The sequence below is a fragment of the Idiomarina sp. UBA3176 genome (genome assembly GCF_002364295.1).
In the GTDB taxonomy this organism is placed as follows: domain Bacteria; phylum Pseudomonadota; class Gammaproteobacteria; order Enterobacterales; family Alteromonadaceae; genus Idiomarina; species Idiomarina loihiensis.
Genome location: NZ_DEXU01000014.1, coordinates 46,040 through 67,642 on the forward strand (window position 1 = coordinate 46,040; position 21,603 = coordinate 67,642).

Consider the following 21,603-nt stretch of genomic DNA (forward strand, 5'->3'; position numbering starts at 1 on the left):
GTTTTTAGACGACTTTATTCAATTTTGATGAAACCTGCCGTTTAAATAAAGCCATCACAAGAATCAAATACACCAATTGCGCACCTAAGGTCTCCCAGCTGGCGTAAATACCCAGCCAGTCGAAGGTTACATCCACTGGAAACGCCGTATGACTAAACCAGGCAGCTTCCTGCAGGGCGCTAACGCCTTTGCCCAGCAAAACAAAGACCAGAGCCAGAATAATGTACGTTGTGAACTTGAAAAACGTATTCATTGGCAGTTTGACTGAGTATTTAATGACAGCCCAGGCCACTACCGCCAGAACCACCAGGCCAAAGACAAAACCGTAGGCGACACTGCTGCCATTGTCCTGCGCCTGCAACAATAAAGACTGATAGAACAATACGGTTTCAAACACTTCTCGATACACAGCTAAAAAGGCAAGGCCGGCAAGACCCCATAAAGCGCCCTGCTTTAGCTGAGTCTGCACTTTTTCCTGAATAAAGCGTTGCCACTGCTGCGACTGGGTTTTGCTGTGCATCCAGTAACCCACATAGAACAGTATGACGGCGGCCAGCAGCGCGGCTCCACCTTCAATAATCTCGCGGCTGGCACCACTAATGCTGATGAAGTATTCCGCCACCAGCCAAGTGCCGACACCCGCAATCAGCGCCGTGATCCATCCCGCGTGCACATAGCGCAGTCCGTCTTTGCGTCCGGAGCGCGCCAGTACTGTGCCAATTGCCAGAACAATGAGTAAGGCTTCAAGCCCTTCGCGTAACAGAATAACGGCACTTGCCGCAAACAATGCGGATTCTGACAGCTTATCTTCCGACAACGTATTCGCCGCGACATCCAGTTCCTGTTGCAACTTCGCAGTCATTTGTTCGACCTGCTGCAGCTTGCCGGGTTTACTGATAACTCCACGCAACGCCATCATGTCACGTTCTATGGTTCGCATTAGCTCCGGAGCTTTGGCATTAAGGGAGTTTTCAGCTAACTCGAAACCATCGAGATACGCCGAAATAGCCAACCGCTTAGCTTCGCTATAATTGTCTTGTTGGTACGCCTTTAAAGCTTGGCCAAGGGTTGTGCGGGCAATTGCAATAGGACTGTTTACTGAGCTTTCAGAAAAGTAATCACGAGCGTGAGTGCGCGAGTAATCAATAGCGTTAGACGAAATGCCGCGCTGCAGTAAGGTATTCGGGCTGTAATTAATCAACTCGCTCAGCGCCACCTTTTGCTCAGAGTCAGCACTGTCATTAAACGCCAGACTGCCCACGTAGAAAGTTAACGCCCACCGCTCTTCTTCACTTAAATGGCTAAAAGACGCCATTGCCGTGCCGTCGATGCCATCGGAAACAGCGTCAAACAACCCAAGTAATGAGCGGTTATTGGCGCGTTCACGGTCGGTAAAGTTAGTGGGGGCAGGCTCCAGCCCGGTAGCACCAGGGCCATCACCCTGACCGGCAGCACCATGACAGGCGGAGCAGTTTTGTTGAAATAACTGCTCAACGTGCTTTTCACTTGCCAGCTTTGACGGGAGGCTTAGCTTTGGCAAAGCCGACAGCAGAGTGTTTCTTAGCTCACTGGTTAGCGTAACCACCGCTTCCGGGTCAGCTTTATCATGAATCAGCTGCTTGAGCTTGTTCACCAACTGACGCATTTCGGCTTGCACCGCCTGCGGCGCCTGTTCAGTTTTTTCACCAATAAGGCCGGCGAACTCAGTCATTTCGCTGTATTCATCGGGATTAATGACTTCACCATTGGCTACCGCTTCGGAATAATCTACGCCAACGTATTCCGCCAGCTGCAATAACTGACGCATGTCAGAACTTTGAGTATCCGCTGAAGAACTGGCCAAAGCCTGACCGGAGAAAAGTAATGTGCCTATTAAGGCAATAGGGAAAAAGAATCGGGAAAACACGAGTACTCCTCAAGGCTCATGTCATAATCAGGCTTAAAATTATACAGGAACCTTGAGAAGTATTAAATGATAACTATTGTTGTTTGTCTTTAAAGTCTCTTAATATGAGCTAAATCAATACGCCGGCATTAAGAACACTTCGCGCACACAATTACGCGGATTCGCATTGATTGAATACAATACCGCATCGGCAACGTCTTCAGGAGCCAGTTTGTCCGGCTTAGGTTCATCGAAGAACGGCGTATTGACCATACCCGGTGCTATGGTTGTGCAGCGGCCGTTCCACTCTTTCATTTCTTCGGCCAGGTTCTGGGCAAAGCCATGAACGAACCACTTAGTCGCACCATAAACCGAACCTTTTAGCGTAATTCGCCCGGCGGCAGAGCCTGTCATTAAAAAGTGACCGGTAGTTTTACGTAAATGCGGTAAGGTCAGTTTCGCCGTGTACAGAAGACCATTGATATTCACATCCACCATAGACTTCCACTCGTCTGGGTCGCCTTCTTCTGTTCCGGCGGTCGAAACCCCGGTTCCGGCGTTAGCGAATACCGCATCCAGCTGACCAAACTTATCAACACCCTGCTTTACAGCCTCGGCTAACTGGTCATAATTTCCGGCGTCGGCAGCTACGCCAATGGCATTATCCGCACCAAACTCTTTAACCAGCGCATCCAGTTTTTCTTTTCGGCGCGCCGTTAATATCAGCTTTAATCCCTCTTTCGCCGCTTTTCGGGCTGTAGCTTCACCAATGCCGCTTGAGGCACCTGTTATCAATAATACTTTGGACATACTTCCTCCTTAAATTCGTGTTTCTAGCTCTATTGTACTCTTCTAGTTTGCTTAGCGATCAACAACGGATAATAACGCACTGCGCTTTATACCCTTTCGAAGAAAAAACCAACATGATATTGATACTGATTCTCATTTACATTAAAGTAGCATTCTTATTAAGGCTGACTCACAAGCGAAACCATGGAGAACAACAAAGTGACCAGAAAAAATGAAAGAATAATAACAGGTTTATGTGCATTCATTTTTGTTGGAGCTGCTTTTACCCCTCCCCTTGTTTCAGCAGAAGACGCTATGGATCAATCGCAAAAGGACGGCCTGGAAATTATTAAAGTTCAGGGTGAAAAACGCGAGCGTTCACTGTCAGAAACAACCAGTAGTGTCGCCGTAACAACGGCACAAAAAATTGATCAGGAAAACTTACTCGACCTCAGTGACATTATTACCCGCACCGCAAACGTTTCGGAGACTTACGGCGGCTCTGGTTTTACTATTCGCGGTATTAGTGACGAAGGTAGCTCAGCTAACCCGTTAGCGACAGTTTATGTTGATGGTGTTGCCATACCCAGCCAGGTGAATGATGCTGGCCCAACCGACTTATGGGATATCGCTCAAGTGGAGATTCTGCGCGGCTCGCAGTCGACGGTTCAGGGTAAAAACTCCTTAGCCGGCGCGATTATTATCAGTACTCAGGATCCGACCATGGACTGGACCTGGAAAACCCGGGCTATTTGGTCAGACCCAAATGACAGGCGCCTGGCGTTTGCCGGTGGCGGTCCAATCATAGATGACGAACTCGCCTTCCGGGTTGCTGTCGAAAAACGGGATTTTGACGGCTATACAAAAAACATAACACGCAACGAGATGGAAGACTCCGTCGACTCTTTAGTGACTCGCCTTAAAGTGCTCTGGAATCCAGCCGGGCTAAGAGACTTCACTGCTAAATTAAACTTTATGCGTGACGACCGCGAAGACCCTTACCGATTTTCTTATACCCGCTACGATGTAGAGAATTATTATGACAACCGGGTAGCCACTTCCGATCACGAAAATGTGACCGATATTACAACGGACATTGTGTCATTAGATTTAAGTTACGAGCTAAGTGAACATTGGTCGCTGGCGTCTGTCACCTCTCAGTCAGATTCCGACTCCCTGCGCTTGTATGATATTGATTTAACAGAAAAAGACGAACGCTACGGCGAGATGAACCACGATTATAAAAACCAGTCACAAGAAATACGGCTGAGTTTTGATTACCCTGACTTTCATGGTTTGTTCGGCGGCTACTGGTCTAACCGTGAGAAAGACGCAATGGATAACCAATTGGCTGGCGTTGCGACTCCGGTAACCACTATTGTCGACGTACTAAAAAATATGGGGCTGGATGAAACCACTGCCACTCAATTTGCCAACAGCTACTCTCAGGAGTTACCTCTAATTCCTGTTGATTATGAAAGTGATGTCTATGATCGCTCGACCAACCGTGCCATATTTGCTGACGTTGAATACGCTTTAGCGGAGAATATCGCTTTAATTGCCGGCTTTCGTTACGACACGGAACGTTATACCTACGAGTCACTCACCGAAACAGCCTTTGCCGGAACCTTACCCGACCCAACAAATTACGGCGAGCCCGGCACCGCCCCTCATAGCATTATCAGCGGCATCAATCAGGAAGTACTGAACCTGGTTGATCGCGCAGGTAACAGCATTCCCGAAAGTACCCGCGACTTTAATGCCTTTTTGCCGAAGCTGGCGGTGCGCTGGGACTACGATAACAACGATTCGCTGGCTTTAACGGTACAGCGTGCTTACCGCTCCGGTGGCAGCTCCTACAATATTGCCCGTGCAGAAGTTTTTGCTTATGACCCTGAATTCACCACAAACTACGAACTGGCGTGGCGCAGTCATCTGTTAGATAACAGTCTATTTGTCAGCAGCAACCTTTATTACATTGACTGGGAAGATAAACAGGTTAGCGCTAATTTTGGCCTAAACAGTTTTGATAGCCACACAGTGAATGCCGGCAAAGCCCATTTATATGGCATGGAGCTGGAAGCACGTCAATACGTTAATAGCTACATGGATTGGTACGGCTCGTATTCTTATTCCAGAACCCAGTATGACCAGTTTGAGGCTATTGCCGGGGCTCAGGTCCGAAACTTTTCAGGAACAGAATTTATCTATGCCCCCAAACATACGGCCGCTTTAGGCGTAAATTTATACCCTGCCCGAGACTGGACGGTGAACGTTAATGCGAATTACCGCGACTCAGTATTGATGTCCACTCGCGAGACAGATAGTAGAGTGTCATCACGAACCTTATTTAACGCAAAAATCAGCTATGATAAATTCGACTGGTCGGCCTATATTTTCGCCAACAATATTTTCGATAAAGGATACATTGAATACGCACGAACTGACGTTCCACTAGCGATATTCGGCGCACCAAGGGTAATTGGTGTTGGTTTTGAGGCAGAGTTTTAAGCATTTAAAAGCTTAAACGGTTCAAAGAAAAAGGGCGCTCGATATCAAGCGCCCTTTGTAATTGCCCACTAACCTGATGTCAGACTATAAATCAAACCGATCTGCGTTCATCACTTTCGTCCAGGCCTTCACAAAGTCTTTAACAAACTTCTCCTGATTGTCGTCCTGAGCGTACAGCTCTGAATACGAGCGCAGTATAGAGTTTGAACCGAAGACTAAGTCAATGCGGCTTGCTGTCCACTTCAGTTCGTCAGTTTTGCGGTCACGAACTTCGTAGTGGTCATCCGCTTTCTTCCAGACATTGTTCATGTCGGTCAGGTTAACGAAAAAGTCGTTGGTTAACGTACCGACACGGTCAGTGAATACACCGTGCTCAGACTCACCGTAGTTAGCGCCTAAAGCGCGCATACCACCGACAAGAACTGTCATTTCTGGCGCCGTTAATCCCATCAAATGGGTGCGATCCAGCATCAGCTCTTCCGCCGGTACCGCGTAATCTTTTTTCAGATAGTTACGGTAACCGTCATGCAATGGCTCTAAAGGCTCGAAGCTTTCTACATCGGTCTGTTCGTCTGTCGCATCACCACGGCCCGGCGCAAATGGAACCGTTACGTTATAACCGGCATCTTTTGCGGCTTTTTCAACGGCAGCCGTACCACCTAAAACAATCAGGTCCGCTAAACTCACTTTCTTGTCCAGCGTAGACTGCAGGTCTTCCAGTACACGAAGGACTTTGTGCAGTTTTTCCGGCTCGTTACCGTGCCAGTCTTTTTGCGGCGCTAAACGAATACGAGCACCATTGGCGCCGCCACGGAAATCTGAGCAACGGAAGTTACGTGCGCTGTCCCATGCGGTAGAAATCAGTTCGTAAGACGTTAACTCTGTGTTTAATAACTTCTCTTTTAAATCAGCAATTTCTTGTTCGCTTAAGGAGTAGTCCACTTTCGGAATAGGATCCTGCCAAATCAGGTCTTCTTCCGGCACATCGGCACCTAAGTAGCGGTCTTTGGGACCTAAATCGCGGTGCGTCAGTTTAAACCAGGCACGGGCGAATACGTCAGCAAAGTACTCTGGGTCTTTGTAGAACTTCTCCGCAATTTTGCGATAGTCCGGATCCATTTTCATCGCCATATCAGCGTCAGTCATAATTGGGTTATGACGAATGGACGGATCTTCCACATCGACCGGTTTATCTTCCTCTTTAATGTCGATAGGCTCCCACTGCCACGCACCGGCCGGGCTTTTCTTCAGCTCCCACTCGTAATTAAACAGCAGGTAGAAGTAACCGTTATCCCATTGGGTCGGGTTGGTCGTCCAGGCACCTTCAATACCACTGCTCATGGTGTCGCGACCCACGCCTTTGCCGCCACTGTTGCGCCAGCCCATGCCCTGCTCTTCAACATCTGCCGCTTCAGGTTCTGGGCCTAAGTTTTCTTCTTTGCCATTACCGTGACACTTACCCACAGTATGACCGCCCGCAGTTAACGCACAGGTTTCTTCATCGTTCATTGCCATGCGCTTAAAGGTTTCGCGTACGTCCTTTGCGGTACGAAGTGGGTCGGGGTTACCGTCAACGCCTTCCGGGTTCACGTAAATTAAGCCCATTTGTACTGCAGCCAGTGGGTTCTCCAGTGAATCGCGCTCTTCATCTGAACTGTAGCGGTTTTTAGTTTCCGCCAGCCATTCCTTCTCGCTGCCCCAGTAAGTGTCTTCTTCAGGGTGCCAGATATCCTCACGGCCGCCGGCAAAACCAAAGGTTTTAAGACCCATCGATTCATAAGCCATATTACCGGCCAGAATGAATAGATCGGCCCAGGACAATTTGTTGCCGTACTTTTTCTTAATTGGCCACAATAAGCGACGCGCTTTGTCTAAGCTTACGTTATCCGGCCAGCTGTTTAACGGCGCAAAGCGTTGGTTACCCGTACCGCCGCCACCGCGACCATCGGCTAAACGATAAGAACCGGCCGAGTGCCAAGCCATACGAATCATTAAGCCACCATAGTGACCCCAATCTGCCGGCCACCACTCTTGGCTGTCGGTCATGAGATCTTTGAGGTCTTGCTTTAACTCTTCTAAATTGATCTTCTTGAATTCTTCTGCATAGTTAAAGTCATCATCCATTGGATTCGCTTTGGTGTCGTGCTGACGCAGAATTTCCAGCTTCAGCGAGTTTGGCCACCAGTGGGTGTTCGTCTTTTTCTCAGAGGTCATGCTGCCGTGCATGATAGGGCATTTACCGCCACCACTTGATTTAGTCATTTAGCCTTCCTTATTTTCTGTGCTCAATTTGAATATTCGTTATGTAAGTTATAGCAACGCCCGGTTATTTACTCAAAGGTAAGATTTCGTTTGCTTTGATAGGTTTTATAGATACACGAAAAATAGAGGGAAAGATCGGAATGCCCCCGAGATTGGTGAAGTATCTTTGGATCTAGCATAGGTTGAGGACCTGAGGTAGCATACCCCCATGCAATGTACTCTATGTTCCTCAATATCCAAGCCTTTTTGTGCAGATAAAAAGCGTCCGTATTTTCGCTGCACGGAGTGCGATCTTATTTTCGCAGACCCTGACACCCTGCTGTCTCAAGCCGAAGAGAAGCTCATTTACGACTATCATGAAAATGGCCCAAACGATGTTGGCTACCGTAAGTTTTTAAATAACCTGGCAACCCCTTTACTTGATAAACTGTCTCCGGGTATGGAGGGGCTCGATTTTGGCTCCGGCCCGGGTCCGACATTGAATTTGATGCTCGAAGAGCAGGGGATGAAGATGTCTGTTTATGACATCTATTACGCGCCGGATATCGGTCAGCTGAGTCGTCAGTATGACTTTGTCACCTGCACCGAAGTAGCAGAACATTTTCGGGAGCCCGATAAGAGCTGGGCGCAGTTATTTGGCCTGATCAAACCCGGCGGCTGGCTGGGAGTAATGACCTGCATGTTCACAAAAGAAACGGCTGACGACTTTAACCTGTGGAGCTACAAAGGGGACCCCACCCATATCAGCTTTTACACACCAAAAACCATGCAATGGATAGCACAACGCTTCCAGTTACGCATTGAAGTAGTTAGCGACCGAGTCATTTTGTTTAAGAACAAAGCCGCCCGGCAGCGTTAACTACCGGACGGCTTTGTCAGTAAGTGTGTAAGAAGTAACTACTTACTTAATGGTTTTAAGAATATTCTCTAACGGCACCAGTTTAAGGTTCTGACCCGCTTCCGGCATACGGTTACGTCCGTCCTGAACCATAAACGCGCCTTGCTCAAACCCTTTACCCAAAGACCGAGTTGTTACGTCAATACCGTCGGTTTCTGATGCGCCATCAATAGCTAACTCGGTATTGGTGCGAATACGAAAATGCGAAAGCAACGGCCAAGGCGCCTGCCCTTCGAACACAATGTAACTATCGTTGCCCTGACTTGAGACAAACAATAAATCTTTGCCATCAACATTTGCGAAGGTAACACCTTCAATGTCGTCAACCAGCTCTTCATGTTGGTCAACATTAATAATGGCTTCACCGGAGGTTGAACCATCCGCTGCAGCATCAAATAACCATACTGCAACGTCCTCTTCACCAACGAATAAACGTTGCGTTTTATCATCGACAACACAACCTTCAGGCTGAGAAGGAACGCTTAACTCTCTAACTTTTTCCATCTTGCCGTCGTTGCTTATAACAAACTGCTGAATAACGCCGGATTTGCCGTTTACATAAACGGAGGTCTGTTCTGTCGACTCATTGTAGCCCATGCAAAGACCGTAAATTTCGTCAATATCGGTAAGCGCATTAGTACCAACCGAAAGCTTTCCGTCTGCGTTAATATCAAACAATTGCAGGCTGTTATTGTCACGCAAGGAAGCAACTGCCCAGGAGCCACGGACATCGACATTATTCAGCCGGCCTACAGGGAGTTCCTGAACAATGTTACCGGACATGTCATAAACATAGAGACCTGTGCGCTTGTCTGTAGCCAAAATGCGGCTTTTCTCAGGGGCTTCCGGATGTACCCAAACAGCAGGATCATCAATTGCATCTCCGCGTAACGGTGAGGGTTCAGTCTGCAGTGTTGCCTCAACCTGAGACACCGGCTTTTTAACCGAACGCTGTTTTGACTCCAGAGTATCAATTGTCAGCTTGCTCGTTGCGGTCATGTCTTCTTCTGTCAGCAATAGCTCGCCATTTCCTAAATCAGACACATCGGTTAAAGCTTCAGCGTCGTCAATTGCAAAGGCTTTATCAAACTTAAAACCCTGCTCATTCTGACGATACACCAGCAACCGCGGCGGCTCTTCTTCAAGCACCAGCAAACTGCCGTCATCAAGCAGCTCCAGCGCTTTCACTTCGCCTTCAATAACACCAAAAGGTTTGGCTGCCGCAATTAAGTCGCGCCCCTGATCAACTTCCGGCTCTGCGTTATACGCCCACACAGCCTGATCCGCTTCGGCAACATACAGCTTTTGTTCCGCATTCGATACAACACAAGCCGTGCTATCAAAAGGTACGTTCATATTACGTATAACCAGCGGCTCTTTTAGCCACTTTTCGTCCTGCTTTAACAATCGCTGTTCTGCACCGCCACGGCCGCCAAGCAGAAATACAGACAGCTGCTGGTTTTCGTAGCTCTCGTAAAAGCAGATATCCTCTACCACGCGGCTGGTAATTTCGCCCTTCCACACCGGCTGTATAGCTTTGCCGCTGGCACGCCAGAGAATAAGCTCCTGAGTGTTGCCCTCCATTGCGCCAATCAGGGTTTCACCGTTACTTAACGGCAGAGTCCGCAGGTGGAAAAAATCGCCTTCGGCAACGCGTTTATCACCCAGACTGAGTCCGTCAGCAGTGACTTTCAGGTAGTCATTATTCAGTGCGACTTTATGACGAACATTGGTCTCTGTCGCTGACGTACCGCAAGCGGCAAGTAGCATCAAACTTGATGCTACTGCGCTTAAAATCATTTTATTTCTCATGGTTATCCTTTAAATACCGTTATTCCGTGTTACCAGTTAATTAGCTGCACACCCAGAGTGAAGCTGCGGCCATAGCTTTCGTACTGTGCGTTGTATCGCTTCTGGCCGGTGTAAACATAGTAGGGTTCATCGGTAATGTTGTTGGCCGCAAAGCTCAGGCTGACATGGTCGTTAATGAGCCATTTCGCGGAAAAGTCCAGAGTCAGATTGTCGTCTTCGTAAATGTCGTAACGGCTGTCTTCAACGTCACCAAGCTCAGCCAGATACTTTGACTTATAGTTCGCTGCCAAACGTAAGCTGACATCATAAACTTCGTAGCCAAGCGCAAAGTTTGCTGTGGTATCAGACTGGCTCGGCAGCGTAATGTCGCGTGACACAAGCTGACCATCGTCAATCCAGTCAACCGTTGCTTCCGAGTCAGTGAAAGTCAGGTTGGTATTGATTAAGAAGTTATCCAGCCAGTTATTAAAACCAGACACCTGATGCACAAAGTTGACTTCTAAACCGTAGACGTAAGCGTCATCACCGTTGATATAAGTGACGGCTTCATCGAAGTTTTCGTAACCCGGACGACCGGCAACATCGGCTTCATAGACAAAGTTTTTAATGTCTTTGTAAAAGGCCATGGCGGAAATAACACCCAGAGTGTCATCATAATGCTCAATACCAAAATCGAGGTTCTGCGTGGTTAATGGTTCAAGATCCGGGTTACCGAATTCAGCTTTCAGGTCGCCATCGTCATTTTCCAGGTAATAGCTGGATCTAACCTGTTCAAAGTTAGGTCTGACAAGACCGGTGCTGTATGCCGCACGAATAATAGTGTCATTACTTAAGTCGTAGCGCGTCACCACACTAGGAAGCCAGTTTGCATCGCTGAATTTATCCGAAACTGGTGTAAAGGTTTCCAGTTCGTCGTCATAACGGTTACCGCGTCCTTCGCGCTCCTCATGTTCATAACGTGCGCCAGCAATAACCTGCCACTTACCAAAGCCCATGTCGGCCATCAGGTAACCGGCACTGATGTCTTCATCAATTTCGTAAGAGGCGATTCTCGATTCAACTTCATCCCGGAAGTTTTGTAACTCGAAGGTATTAATCATGTCCCAAAGTTTGCCGGCGGAAGCGCCGGGGCCAAATCTGTCCAGACCGTACTCAACATTTGACGACGTTTCGTAGTCAGCAAGCGTTAATCCGGTAACACCCAGGTCAGCAAAGTCTTCCATAATAAAGATGTTTTCTTCTGCGGACTTTTCGCGTTGGCTTAACTTAACACCGCCTTTAAAAGTAACCTGATAGCTGGGTTGTAACCAGTCATAAGCCACATCCAGCTTAACGTTCTTTTCAGTCTCTTCGGTGTAGGCGTCACTCACTTCCACTTCATCAATTTCATATTCTGACGCCTGATATGCAGTATCTGGCGCGTTCAGTTGCAAGCGTTTCAGACCTGAGTAGCCCAGGCCTTCGTCAAATTCCTGCGTAAACTTGGCTCCACCAATAGCAAAAGGCTGATCTTCGCTGGCTTTACTGGTACCTGCCTCCAAAGTGACATGCCAGTCATCAAATTTCTGTTTAGTGCCCAGCACAATCGCTGTAATTTCCTGGGTTTCTTTGCGGTCTTTAAGCTCACGAACAATTTCGCCGCCAGCACTAGCTTCTGCGCCAATTGGATCAGAAAATTCAGTCACAATACCCTGACGAATTTCGGTATCCGCAAACTCACTGTACAGCGAGCGCAGATAGAATTCAGAATCATCGGAAGGACGATAGTCCAGGTTTAAGGCTAAGCCGGTTCGCTCACGGGTAACCGAATAGGCGCGTTGCTCAAATTCTTCCAGACCCGGTTCATCCAAGTCCCAGTTTCCGCCGGTTTCAACGTTGTCGGTAGTAAATGAGCGATCCTGATAACTACCGGCAAAGGCGATACCAAAACTGTCCGCTTTATCGCCAACATCAAAGGTGTTGCTGACAACACCGGAAACTTTTGGGTTCGTTTCGCTGGCCTGCTCGTTATAACCAACATCAGCAGTAAAAGAATAGAACGAGCCTTCACGGTCAAAGGCCGTCATGCTTTGCAGTTCAATATTACCGCCAAGGCTGCCTGCTGAGATATCCGGCGTCAGGGTTTTATTAACCACAACCGATTCCAGCAAATCCGCCGGAATAACATCTAGCGCCACGGCTCGGCGTCCGGCTTCAGGAGCGGCCAGCGAGGTGCCATTGTATGAAACCGAGTTTAAATCGGGGGCTAAACCACGAATGCGAATAAAGCGTCCTTCACCCTGGTCGCGTTCTACAGATAGACCAGGAATGCGCTGCAACGCATCACTAACGCTGTCGTCCTGCAGCTTACCCATGTCATCTTTCTTCAGAACATTGATAATACCGCCGGACTCTCGCTGCTCTTGCACGGCACGTTTTATTGAGTCGCTGTAGCCAATAGTAAGCACCTCTTCAATGCGCTTTTCTTCGGCTGTTTTATCTGCGCTCTGGTCCTGCGCTTCCTGAGCCATAAGTGGGGATGTAGCACCACATGAAACGGCAATAAGCCAAGCTAAATATGTCTTTTTCATAATCATTCAAACCCTGTCGTTTTTTGATTGATGCGACATACCTTAAAAGCAAAAAGTGACAATATGAGGATGCATATCGCCCGCTTATGAGCTCTTTTGATGCGGGTCAGTTAAGCTCAGAAAGCGAAACCGGCGTCACCAAACTGTCACAACCGGAGGTTAAAGTGTCTTTGTTCTAATGCCGAGATATGCGGAGACTTCAATGCAATTGATTAATTTACGCTATATCAGCAACTGGCGAGTTCTGCTCATTGCCGTAGTGGTTCTGCTTTGTTTGCTGCTTAGCAGTCAACTGGGTGTCGTTAAACCCTATGAAATCGTTGATCCGCTGGACATTCTTGGTGAGGGCTCGACCCTGTTCCTGACCATTTTAATTGTCATATTTATGGTTACTGACCGGCCTCGGGGTAATGTAACCAACCTCTTTTACAGCGGTGGTCTATTACTTATTTTTTCCATGACGCTGGACGTACTAGATGAATTTTTTCGCTATCCCGATGCCCTGCGGTTATTAAGCTGGCTGGAGTCCTTTCCGCTTCCGGTGGGGCTTATTATCATTAGTTTTGCCGCAGCTGAATGGCGGCGTGAAAACAAAATGCTGTCGCGACAACTTATGGTACGCGAAAAGAACCTTCGGTCTCACCAGTGGGTCGACCCTTTAACCTCGCTATACACCACCCCTTATTTTATCAAGCTGGTTGAACGGGAAATAGCGTTACAAAACAGTACTGATGCAGAGTCGACTGTATTGGTTAGCGTTAATTTCAAAAACTTCGCCCAGTATAATCATGAAATGGGTACAAAAGCCGGAGACGAACTCCTGCATCAGGCCAGCGAGTTAATGGTGTTACTGCTAAGGCCTCAGGACTGTCTGTGTCGGGAACACAGTGACCATTTCTTAATACTGCTTCCGCAAACTCGCTTGTCTCAGGCGGACAGGTTAATGAAGGTTATAGCTCAGAACCTAAACTCCGAACTTGAGTTACCCAATTACATGAGTGTGGAAGTGCATACTCACCGCGTTGAAGAACTCTCGGCTGTTGATGCAATCACCGCATTACACACGCAAGTTGAGGAGATGACTCACTATGCGCCTCTGGCCAACTAACGACCAACGCCGTTTGCTTGGTAAACCCTTTATACGAGCGCTGCTGCCGCTTGCCGAGAGGCGCGGCATTTCCTCTTCGGAGCTTTTCAGGGGCACCTCATTATCTGAACAAAAACTGCAGATAAATAACTTTCGGCTCACCGATCATGAAATGCTGTTGTTACTGGCGTCTGCTGAAGAAAAAATTAACGACCCGCACTTATGGCAATTGGTTGTAGAAACACTGTTCAGTGACAGACTTAACCCACTGATTGACCTGACCGTTCACGCAAAAACACTAAAGCAGGCGCTTATTCATTTGTCGCGCTTTCAAAGCCTGCTACAGCCCTTTTTATTTACCCCTACCCAACGCTTTGAAAATTACTTACAACTGGACTTTATTCCGGTTGAGGGGCTGTCAGGGAAAATGAATCAACTCTGCTATTCTGCCAATTGCAAAATTGGTGTAGCAATACTTTTAATGCTGGGCAGAGCTCGAGGCTTAGCTATTAACCAGTGGCATGTTGCTCTGCCTGATGATATTTCGCCCTTACCCACCTGGAAAAAATGGGTAAAAAAGGTGAGTTCACGCCCTATTTGTGGACTCTCTATTCCGGCGGAACAGCTTCAGGAACATTCGCCTGAGCGCAACTTAGCCCAATATCATCAGGCACTTAGCTTTTGTCAGATGCAGCATCAGACACAGGCGCGAGCTTCTGTCATGCTAAGCGTTTTTAAGTGGCTGGATTATCAGCTCGAAACGGGCCATGACGCCTCGCTAACCGAGTTGGCGGCTGAAATTGGCATTAGCCTTTCCTCGTGCAAACGTCTGCTGGCCAGTCATGGCTACAGCTTTCAGCAAATATATGACCTGGTGCGTCTACACAAACTGCTGAACCTGCTGCAAAAACACCCCTACAGCAATGTCGAGCTTGCGCAGAAGCTGGGGTACAGTAACCCCAACAACTTTCGACGCGCCTGCAAACGCTGGCTGGGTATTGTCCCGGAAGAGCTGCGCCAGCAGCAATCTGCGCTATTTATTTCCAATTCAGCTTTATGATCGGGCTGCTCCCTCATCTGACAAGTAGGTAACAACAGCACCCGCAATATGCACAACAAGCAAAACCGGCAGTACGTAAAGGCCGGTAATTTTATGCACTTCTTCCGCCGGTTCGTGAACAATACTGAGAGCAGTGAGATCAAGATTAACGGTAAACCAGTCAAACACCGCCAGTCCTTCATTTTCGGTAAACAAATACAAGGGACCGGTAATAATCAATAGTGTCAGCCCGAGTAGAATCAAATAGTGAACAACTCGGGCAAATTCGTGGCGCCTATCTTGTTTTTTGTGCGCAGGGAAACCCATTTTTAAACGGTAGATTGTGCGCCAGAGCAAAAACCAGAAGGCAAAAAATCCAACGCCAATATGGGCGGCTTCGGCGTATGAGCCAGAGGCTCTGTCATTTGCAAAAAACATCATATAACCCAGAGTCAGCATGACAACCACAAAGATCACGCTGAACCAGTGGTTTATTCGCGACAAACCCGAATATCGAATATCCATAACAACTCCAAAAGGTGTTTAATGACTTGAGTATAGGCACACTACCTTAAGGAAATATTAAGCTTATGCGCTCAACGCCGGGAATACAGCCGCTTATTGATCCGTATCAAAAGTTACAATAAAACAGAACTCATCATCGATATGTCGAAAGTTAATCTGAACGCCGAGTTGCTCGGCCAAATTCCTCACAATACTCAGACCCAGTCCGGAGCCCTCAACATCTAGCTGTTTTCCGCGATAAAACCGCTCGGTAATTCGGTCAATATCAATAACATGGTCTGCAGCGACGCGGTTACAAACAAATATCTGGTTTTCGGTGACTTCGATTCCGATATGAGAGCCCGGAACCGCATACTTAATTGCGTTATCCAGTGCGTTAGCAAACAAAAGATAGAGGTAACTTTCATCACTTGTTTGCTGAAACACAGTAGGAAGTTGTGCATGGTAGCTCAGCCCCTTCGATTCCGCAGCGACGTACTGGTCGGCAAGTACCTGCCTGAGAACACTGGCAACATTCACTTGCTTTAGCTGTTCAGGTGGCAGCTCAGCTTTAGACAACTGCAATAAGCTTTCAACCAATTTAACCAACCGTTCGGTACTGTCTAGCAGAGGCTGAAGCTCATTCTGCTGCTCTGAGGTAGCGCTCCCAAGTCGACTCTGAATCTGAGCCTTCAAACTGGCCAAAGGAGTTCTAAGCTCATGAGCTGCATCTGCGGAAAAACGCTTCTCACGTAAAAACGTTTGCTCTATACGATTTATGTAGTGATTTAAAGAACGTTTTACTAATGCAACTTCCTCTCTGTCGTTATCTTCAACAAAGGCGGTGTAGTCGTCAGCACGTTTACGCCTTAACTCACCAGCCAAGCGATTAAAGCTGGAGAAGTTCCGGTTGATGGTCCACCATCCCAACCAAAGCATAAAAGGTAAAATCAGTAATATCGGAATAACTGTATCGACGGTTAAATCCATTCTAAGTTCAGAACGAAAGCCGTCTTCCTGCAACATTAGTATTCGCTGTCCAGTTGCGTTCTCTAAGCCAAATGCATGCCAAAGTTCGTCTTTCACTCTCTTAACTGAAAAACCCGGGATAAACTCAAAAGCACTGGCATCCGGGGCGCCTTCAGTTTGCATAAGAAGCAGCTCTTCAGTGTTTTCTATCCTATAAGACAGCTTATCTTCATAGTTGTGCGCACCGATTGATTCAATGATCACCCCGGCTTCAGGCAAGCGCTCGGAATTCACGGACATAAATGCAGATAAGGTTTTTGCCTGCTGCAGCATTTCCGCATCAAAGAGTTCATCAACCTCATGGCTCACTTCAAAGTAAATCCATACTGCTGACAAGGTTGAACTGACAAGGTACAAAAGAGATACAGCGACAAGAATACGCCTACGAATAGAGTTTAGCTTGTGCCTTACACGCTTAACTAATTGCATTGCAGTCGGTAACCAATACCGCGAATAGTCTGAATCCACTCTTTATGGCCCAGCTTTTTACGTAAATTATGCACATGAACCTCCAGCGCGTTACTCTCTACCTGAGCTTCATTCTGAAACACAACCTGCTCGAGCTTGTCACGGCTGTGCACACGTTCCGGTGCGGACATTAATGCTTTCAGTAGCTCAAATTCGCGGCGGGAGAGGTTAACAGCCAGCCCTTCAACAACAACGCTATGGTTAGCGTCGTCCAAAACAATATCACCCACTTTTAACTCCGGGGAAGCATAGCCGCGCTGGCGACGAACCAGCGCGCGCAGACGGGCAGCCAGTTCGTTCATATCGAACGGTTTGATCATATAGTCGTCAGCGCCGTTATCCAGCTGCTTTACAATTTCACTGGATTGATCTCGCGCTGTCAGAACCAATACAGGCAACGTCATACCCTTTTTTCTGAGGCTGGCCAAAACGCGGGTTCCGTCTAAATCCGGCAACCCCAAATCCAGAACAACAGCATCGTAGTGAGTTCGGTTTAACTCGCTAATAGCCGCCGCTCCCGTGCGTACCCGCTGAACCAGGAACTGACGCTCGGACAAGCCGAGTTCCACAGCCTGTCCTAACATCGCATCATCTTCAACCAGTAACAACTCCATGCGGCCAATTACCTCTTCAGCTCGTGATGAATCTTTTTCAGTAACGCCTGAACCTCTTTGCGTCGCTCCGCATCAGCTAATGGTCTTTGTTCCCGCACTTCAGCGCTCAGCGCGTGCTCTGCGTATTTTCTTGCATCTGAGTACTTGCCCTGTTCATACAGATAGTCGGCGTAAAAGTAGTTAGGGTCAATACCGTCCGGGTTTATTTCCAATGCGCGTTGCAATAATTCACTGGCTTTGTCGTCGTCACCAAAACCAAACGGCCAGCCGGGAACTTTGTAATATAGCGTACCGAGACTTGCATAAGCAGAACCCTGCAAAGCTTGAGGGTCAAGCTGCAATGCTCTTTGCAGAGATTTTCTAGCGTCTTTTGCCAAACCCAGCGCACTCAATCCACCTTCAGCACCGGCCTGAGTACTTTTAATAATACCCAGCCAAATATGCGCTTCGGCGTTATCGGGCTCTTGCTCAACCCATTTTTCAGCTTGCGCCGACAGTTCTTCAAACGCTTTTAGCTGCTCGTCGCCCTCGATCTTATAATTCACTTCAGCCCAGCGTTGCTGAACGCTCAGCAACTGGCTGACTTCTTCTGCAGCAACCGGCGACAGGTAAAGCGTTACAGCTAACGCCATTGAGGTAACTAATACAGTTATTGGTTTCATAGCGATTTTTCCTTGATCAATTGGTGTAATAAAATTCGTGGCTTTTTCATACTGCGGTTAACCAGTTCCGGTAACAGCCCGTTAAGCCGGGCAAATAACTTTTCCGGCCAGCCCAGGGTTTTCAGTGGTTGTTGTTGCTCAATTTGATGAACGATTTGTTGCGCAACCCATTCCGGCGCATCAGCCGAGGTTTTCAACTGCTGGTTTAAACGACTGATAACGCCGTTATTGAGTTGCGTCTGTATTGCTCTGGGGGCGCAGTAAAGCACTCGTACGTCCTCTGGTTGCAACTCTCGCTGCAGCGCCTCACTAAACCCTCGTAGGCCAAACTTGCTGGCGCAATAAAGTGCCTGCCCCGGAAAACCAATGGCGCCAAATACAGAGCCAATATTCATGACCCAGCCATGATTTGCTCTTAGTCGAGGCAGTAGCCTATGAATAAGAGCCACGGGCACGGTTAGGTTGGTGTCGATAACACGCTGAATGTCCTCAGAGGTTGCGTCTTCAAGCAGTCCTTCATGTGTGGTTGCTGCATTATTGATAAGACCGGTAATGCGCAGGTTTTTCTGCTCAATAAACTGGTGCAAATGGCTTATTGCATCGGACGCACAGAGATCCAACACAAAACAGTCCTGCTGCAAATGCGCGGCAAGTGCAGTTAGCTCGGGCTCTGAGCGTCCTAATAATAAAAGTTTTGCTCCTTTAGCACTAAGCAGCTCGGCAAGTTGAATACCTAGCCCTCCGCATGCGCCCGTCAGTACTATGCTTTGTGATTTCCAGTTTATTTTGCTCATACACTCGCTTCCGGTTGTTCACCCGCAAGCTCCGGCAAAGCTCTGAACATATCACCATACAAGCGATAAACGTGTTTAGCGGTTTGAATAATGGCGCGCTGCGCGTCGGCGTCTTCAACTCGGTTCATCAGTTGCTCAAAAAACTGAACGTGCTCCTGATCCAGGTCTCCGTGGGACAGCAAATAACTAAAAGCTGACTCCGGCAAGCCAAGTGTGCTCTGGATTTTATGTGCGGCGGCCGTTGCCAGCTTCACGCTGGTTCCTTCCAGTACGTGTGCCATGCCAAAGAACGCCGTAGGATGCACATTGTCTATCGCGTTATAAACCAAAGACACCATGGCCTGTGTCGGTGTATGTGGCTCTGAGTTCTGCACCATATCCACATCGCCGCCAGCGGCATCGAGGTCGTTGAGTATCCAGCGCTCATGACCATATTCTTCGCCAATGTATTCAATAACCGCTTTGCGTAACCACTCATCGTTTAGCGACAGGCGGCTGCCACAGCGCATCAGCAATGGAACCGTATGCTTTACATGATGGTAAGCCTGACTTAAAAAAGCCTGATAACGAGGCAATGAAATATCGCCCTGCAATGCCTGTTGAATAGGTCTTGCGCTCAGCAAATACTGCTGTTCTGTCTGGGTCTGCTCACATAAAGTGTTAAAAAAGGACATAAAATACCTCTATAGCGTTAATAGCTCGGAATAGTCGTTAGCAATTTGCTGACGACGAAGACGTCCGGTTCCGGTCAACTGTTGGTTGGCCTGAGAAAAAGGTTCAGTGATAAGAAAATACCGCTCGATTTGCGCGTAGTCAGGAAGCTGCTGATTAACCGCTTTAACACGAGCGGCAACAGAGTCGATGTTTTCAGGAGAATATAGCAGCGCGGTAATGGGTAACTCTTCCGAGCCCCAAATGGCCGCTTGTCGGATGTTGGGCTGCAGGCTCAACAGGGCTTCTGGCCACTCAGGGTCAACATTGCGCCCAAACGCCGTAATAATAATATTCTTAATACGCCCGCCAATGCGCAGGTTGCCCTCAGCATCCCATGAGCCAAGGTCGCCAGTTCTTATCCTTTTCGGATACCAGGAGTCTGGCTCACCCAGGTAACCCAGCATGCAGTTGCCGGAGACCACAACTTCGCCCTCATCAATAGTCACCTGTGCATGAGGTAGCGGTTTGCCAACCGAAGCGACAACCGGACGGTCGGGTGAGTTCAATGCGACAACAGAACAAAACTCTGACAATCCATAGCCGTGAACCAGCGGCAGGCCTAATGCCAATGCTTTTGACTCCAACGGCAGGGGTAATTTTGCGCCTCCTATCGCTAACAACTTGAACTGCTGACTATCTAACAAACCTTGCTCAACACCCGATACAATAGCCGCCAACAGTGCAGGCGTTAGAATTAGGCTATCCGGTTGGTAGAGCCGTAGCGCAGCAAAAAAAGACTCTGCACAGAGTGATGATGATCCTTTCAGCCCCAGAGTTTCTGAACCAACCAGAACCACTTCATTACCTAGCCAAAGCGATAGATACACCCCGGCAATATTTTCCAGCAATACAGCAAGCGGCATCAGTACCATATGCCGCTTAACCTTCACCGCTCCCAGACGCTCCGCCAGTGCTTTCACTGTTTCCATCTGAGACGCGGCAGCAAGACAAACTCCTTTAGGTTCACCGGTTGTTCCTGAGGTATAGGTGATTTTAGCTGTCATCGACGGCAATTGCGGCGACGACAAGGTTTGCTGAACCAAATGCTGCTTCTGCTGTTCAGTAAAAAATGGTGGTACCGGGACACTGACTTTGCCCGCCCACAGCAGCGCCAGGTCATCTATAACCCAATCAATGGAGTTGGGTTTGTCGATAAGAACAACAGGGTCTGGCTGTTGCAGGTAATAGTCGCGTCGGGCGGCCACCCGACTAAGTAACGTGTGGTAAGTAATAGCCGTTTGCTCGTCACTTACAGAGAGCTGATTTGGATTACTTTTTGCGTGCGCTTGCAGTTGGTCAAAAAACTCAGTTACAGGCATGACGCAGCCCCTACTGTCGACCTGAAAACAGACGCAGGGCGTTGCTTAGTGAATAACGCATGCCCCTGGCTCAGCCAACCACCCAGCACAAGCGGTGTGTGCTCATAGTAATTGCCCCATATATCGCGGACAGACTCGGGCAAAGCGTTTTTCTTAGCTTCGGCTAGAAGGGTTAATTCTATGCCTTGTCTCGCGAAATACTTTTGCAGAGCCCGGGTTGCAGTGAAGACAACAGCGGTTATTCCTCTCGACAAGAGAGAATCGATAACCGCCTGAAACAGCAAAGGTAAATAAGGCGGTGCCAGAGCGGCCATTGAACCGACTTCAGCTATATTTTCAAGCGCTGGCATCGGCTTGTTGCCAACAGAGTATTGTTGCAATGGCTTATCGAGATAGAACTCTGAAAACAACGGCTTTTGTTCGGCAAACTGAATACCACATGCCGCAACCAGAGTGTCGTTTTCGTACAGGGCTAGCAGCACCTCGGGCAGTTGACTAAGGCAGGCATTAAAATTGAGCCAGTAGCGTTCACAGATAAAAGCCTCAACCGACGACCGGTTAGCCTGTGTTGTTGTAACCCATTGGTAGCGCATGACGATTACTCCTTTTCCAGCGGACATCGCTGACAGAATCATTCATGCTGCTA

General features: G+C 48.1%; 17 protein-coding genes. 4 read left to right on the forward strand and 13 right to left on the reverse strand.

Annotation, left to right across the window (positions count from 1 at the left end):
• Nucleotides 1–4: 4 nt before the first annotated feature.
• Both B2U97_RS05070 and B2U97_RS05075 read right to left on the reverse strand, forming a co-directional pair.
• On the reverse strand, nt 5–1,906 hold the full coding sequence (locus tag B2U97_RS05070; protein WP_011233374.1) for a cytochrome c/FTR1 family iron permease: 1,902 nt from the start codon (nt 1,904–1,906) through the stop codon (nt 5–7).
• 114 nt (nt 1,907–2,020) lie between these two features.
• Nucleotides 2,021–2,695, reverse strand: a complete 675-nt coding sequence (locus tag B2U97_RS05075; RefSeq protein WP_034819103.1) for an SDR family oxidoreductase — start codon at nt 2,693–2,695, stop codon at nt 2,021–2,023.
• A gap of 294 nt (nt 2,696–2,989) precedes the next feature.
• Between B2U97_RS05075 and B2U97_RS05080 the strand changes: the two genes are divergently transcribed.
• The gene (locus tag B2U97_RS05080; RefSeq protein WP_272988516.1) at nt 2,990–5,185 is read left to right on the forward strand and encodes a TonB-dependent receptor; all 2,196 of its coding nucleotides are present in this window, start codon (nt 2,990–2,992) and stop codon (nt 5,183–5,185) included.
• Between the two features lie 84 nt (nt 5,186–5,269).
• Here B2U97_RS05080 and katG read toward each other — a convergent pair whose 3' ends face one another.
• Nucleotides 5,270–7,447: a catalase/peroxidase HPI gene (katG, locus tag B2U97_RS05085; protein WP_272988515.1), complete on the reverse strand. Its 2,178-nt coding sequence runs from the start codon at nt 7,445–7,447 to the stop codon at nt 5,270–5,272.
• Nucleotides 7,448–7,655: 208 nt separating this feature from the next.
• Here katG and B2U97_RS05090 point away from each other — a divergent pair, with 208 nt between their 5' ends.
• Complete coding sequence (locus B2U97_RS05090) at nt 7,656–8,306, forward strand: class I SAM-dependent methyltransferase (protein WP_286823159.1); 651 nt, start codon at nt 7,656–7,658, stop codon at nt 8,304–8,306.
• Nucleotides 8,307–8,348: 42 nt separating this feature from the next.
• Here the strand turns inward: B2U97_RS05090 and B2U97_RS05095 are convergent, their stop codons facing one another.
• On the reverse strand, nt 8,349–10,157 hold the full coding sequence (locus B2U97_RS05095) for a phytase (RefSeq protein ID WP_286823158.1): 1,809 nt from the start codon (nt 10,155–10,157) through the stop codon (nt 8,349–8,351).
• Between the two features lie 29 nt (nt 10,158–10,186).
• Nucleotides 10,187–12,727, reverse strand: coding sequence for a TonB-dependent receptor (locus tag B2U97_RS05100; RefSeq protein WP_286823157.1), 2,541 nt, complete (start codon nt 12,725–12,727; stop codon nt 10,187–10,189).
• A gap of 202 nt (nt 12,728–12,929) precedes the next feature.
• Here B2U97_RS05100 and B2U97_RS05105 point away from each other — a divergent pair, with 202 nt between their 5' ends.
• On the forward strand, nt 12,930–13,835 hold the full coding sequence (locus B2U97_RS05105; RefSeq protein WP_011233363.1) for a GGDEF domain-containing protein: 906 nt from the start codon (nt 12,930–12,932) through the stop codon (nt 13,833–13,835).
• On the forward strand, nt 13,816–14,874 hold the full coding sequence (locus B2U97_RS05110; RefSeq protein WP_286823156.1) for a helix-turn-helix transcriptional regulator: 1,059 nt from the start codon (nt 13,816–13,818) through the stop codon (nt 14,872–14,874). Before B2U97_RS05105 ends, B2U97_RS05110 begins: the two co-directional genes overlap by 20 nt.
• Here B2U97_RS05110 and B2U97_RS05115 read toward each other — a convergent pair.
• The 8 genes from B2U97_RS05115 to B2U97_RS05150 form a co-directional block, all read right to left on the reverse strand.
• Nucleotides 14,869–15,378 (reverse strand): cytochrome b, encoded by a 510-nt coding sequence (locus tag B2U97_RS05115; RefSeq protein WP_011233360.1) that lies wholly within the window; start codon nt 15,376–15,378, stop codon nt 14,869–14,871. The two genes, B2U97_RS05110 and B2U97_RS05115, sit on opposite strands and share 6 nt — an antisense overlap.
• A 93-nt stretch (nt 15,379–15,471) precedes the next feature.
• On the reverse strand, nt 15,472–16,815 hold the full coding sequence (locus tag B2U97_RS05120; RefSeq protein WP_286823155.1) for a histidine kinase dimerization/phospho-acceptor domain-containing protein: 1,344 nt from the start codon (nt 16,813–16,815) through the stop codon (nt 15,472–15,474).
• Nucleotides 16,806–17,468 (reverse strand): response regulator, encoded by a 663-nt coding sequence (locus B2U97_RS05125; protein ID WP_011233358.1) that lies wholly within the window; start codon nt 17,466–17,468, stop codon nt 16,806–16,808. Before B2U97_RS05125 ends, B2U97_RS05120 begins: the two co-directional genes overlap by 10 nt.
• Before the next feature lie 8 nt (nt 17,469–17,476).
• Nucleotides 17,477–18,130: a tetratricopeptide repeat protein gene (locus tag B2U97_RS05130; RefSeq protein ID WP_034819169.1), complete on the reverse strand. Its 654-nt coding sequence runs from the start codon at nt 18,128–18,130 to the stop codon at nt 17,477–17,479.
• Nucleotides 18,127–18,924: an SDR family oxidoreductase gene (locus tag B2U97_RS05135; RefSeq protein ID WP_011233356.1), complete on the reverse strand. Its 798-nt coding sequence runs from the start codon at nt 18,922–18,924 to the stop codon at nt 18,127–18,129. The genes B2U97_RS05130 and B2U97_RS05135 overlap by 4 nt, the downstream gene beginning before the upstream one ends.
• The gene (locus tag B2U97_RS05140; RefSeq protein WP_034819173.1) at nt 18,921–19,598 is read right to left on the reverse strand and encodes a TenA family transcriptional regulator; all 678 of its coding nucleotides are present in this window, start codon (nt 19,596–19,598) and stop codon (nt 18,921–18,923) included. The genes B2U97_RS05135 and B2U97_RS05140 overlap by 4 nt, the downstream gene beginning before the upstream one ends.
• Nucleotides 19,599–19,607: 9 nt before the next feature.
• Nucleotides 19,608–20,957 carry an AMP-binding protein gene (locus tag B2U97_RS05145; RefSeq protein WP_011233354.1) on the reverse strand — a complete coding sequence of 450 codons (1,350 nt, stop codon included), beginning with the start codon at nt 20,955–20,957 and terminating at the stop codon, nt 19,608–19,610.
• Entirely contained in the window at nt 20,948–21,550 is a 603-nt protein-coding gene (locus tag B2U97_RS05150) for a thermostable hemolysin (RefSeq protein ID WP_011233353.1), read from the reverse strand. Before B2U97_RS05150 ends, B2U97_RS05145 begins: the two co-directional genes overlap by 10 nt.
• Nucleotides 21,551–21,603 lie beyond the last annotated feature (53 nt).

Bases quoted from the DNA above. Each gene is read 5' to 3' on its own strand.
- B2U97_RS05075 (WP_034819103.1), bottom strand. From the start codon at position 2,695: ATGTCCAAAGTATTATTGATAACAGGTGCCTCAAGCGGCATTGGTGAA.
- B2U97_RS05080 (WP_272988516.1), top strand. From the start codon at position 2,990: ATGGATCAATCGCAAAAGGACGGCCTGGAAATTATTAAAGTTCAGGGT.
- katG (WP_272988515.1), bottom strand. From the start codon at position 7,447: ATGACTAAATCAAGTGGTGGCGGTAAATGCCCTATCATGCACGGCAGC.
- B2U97_RS05090 (WP_286823159.1), top strand. From the start codon at position 7,656: ATGCAATGTACTCTATGTTCCTCAATATCCAAGCCTTTTTGTGCAGAT.
- B2U97_RS05095 (WP_286823158.1), bottom strand. From the start codon at position 10,157: ATGAGAAATAAAATGATTTTAAGCGCAGTAGCATCAAGTTTGATGCTA.
- B2U97_RS05100 (WP_286823157.1), bottom strand. From the start codon at position 12,727: ATGAAAAAGACATATTTAGCTTGGCTTATTGCCGTTTCATGTGGTGCT.
- B2U97_RS05105 (WP_011233363.1), top strand. From the start codon at position 12,930: ATGCAATTGATTAATTTACGCTATATCAGCAACTGGCGAGTTCTGCTC.
- B2U97_RS05110 (WP_286823156.1), top strand. From the start codon at position 13,816: ATGCGCCTCTGGCCAACTAACGACCAACGCCGTTTGCTTGGTAAACCC.
- B2U97_RS05115 (WP_011233360.1), bottom strand. From the start codon at position 15,378: ATGGATATTCGATATTCGGGTTTGTCGCGAATAAACCACTGGTTCAGC.
- B2U97_RS05120 (WP_286823155.1), bottom strand. From the start codon at position 16,815: ATGCAATTAGTTAAGCGTGTAAGGCACAAGCTAAACTCTATTCGTAGG.
- B2U97_RS05125 (WP_011233358.1), bottom strand. From the start codon at position 17,468: ATGGAGTTGTTACTGGTTGAAGATGATGCGATGTTAGGACAGGCTGTG.
- B2U97_RS05130 (WP_034819169.1), bottom strand. From the start codon at position 18,130: ATGAAACCAATAACTGTATTAGTTACCTCAATGGCGTTAGCTGTAACG.
- B2U97_RS05135 (WP_011233356.1), bottom strand. From the start codon at position 18,924: ATGAGCAAAATAAACTGGAAATCACAAAGCATAGTACTGACGGGCGCA.
- B2U97_RS05140 (WP_034819173.1), bottom strand. From the start codon at position 19,598: ATGTCCTTTTTTAACACTTTATGTGAGCAGACCCAGACAGAACAGCAG.
- B2U97_RS05145 (WP_011233354.1), bottom strand. From the start codon at position 20,957: ATGCCTGTAACTGAGTTTTTTGACCAACTGCAAGCGCACGCAAAAAGT.
- B2U97_RS05150 (WP_011233353.1), bottom strand. From the start codon at position 21,550: ATGCGCTACCAATGGGTTACAACAACACAGGCTAACCGGTCGTCGGTT.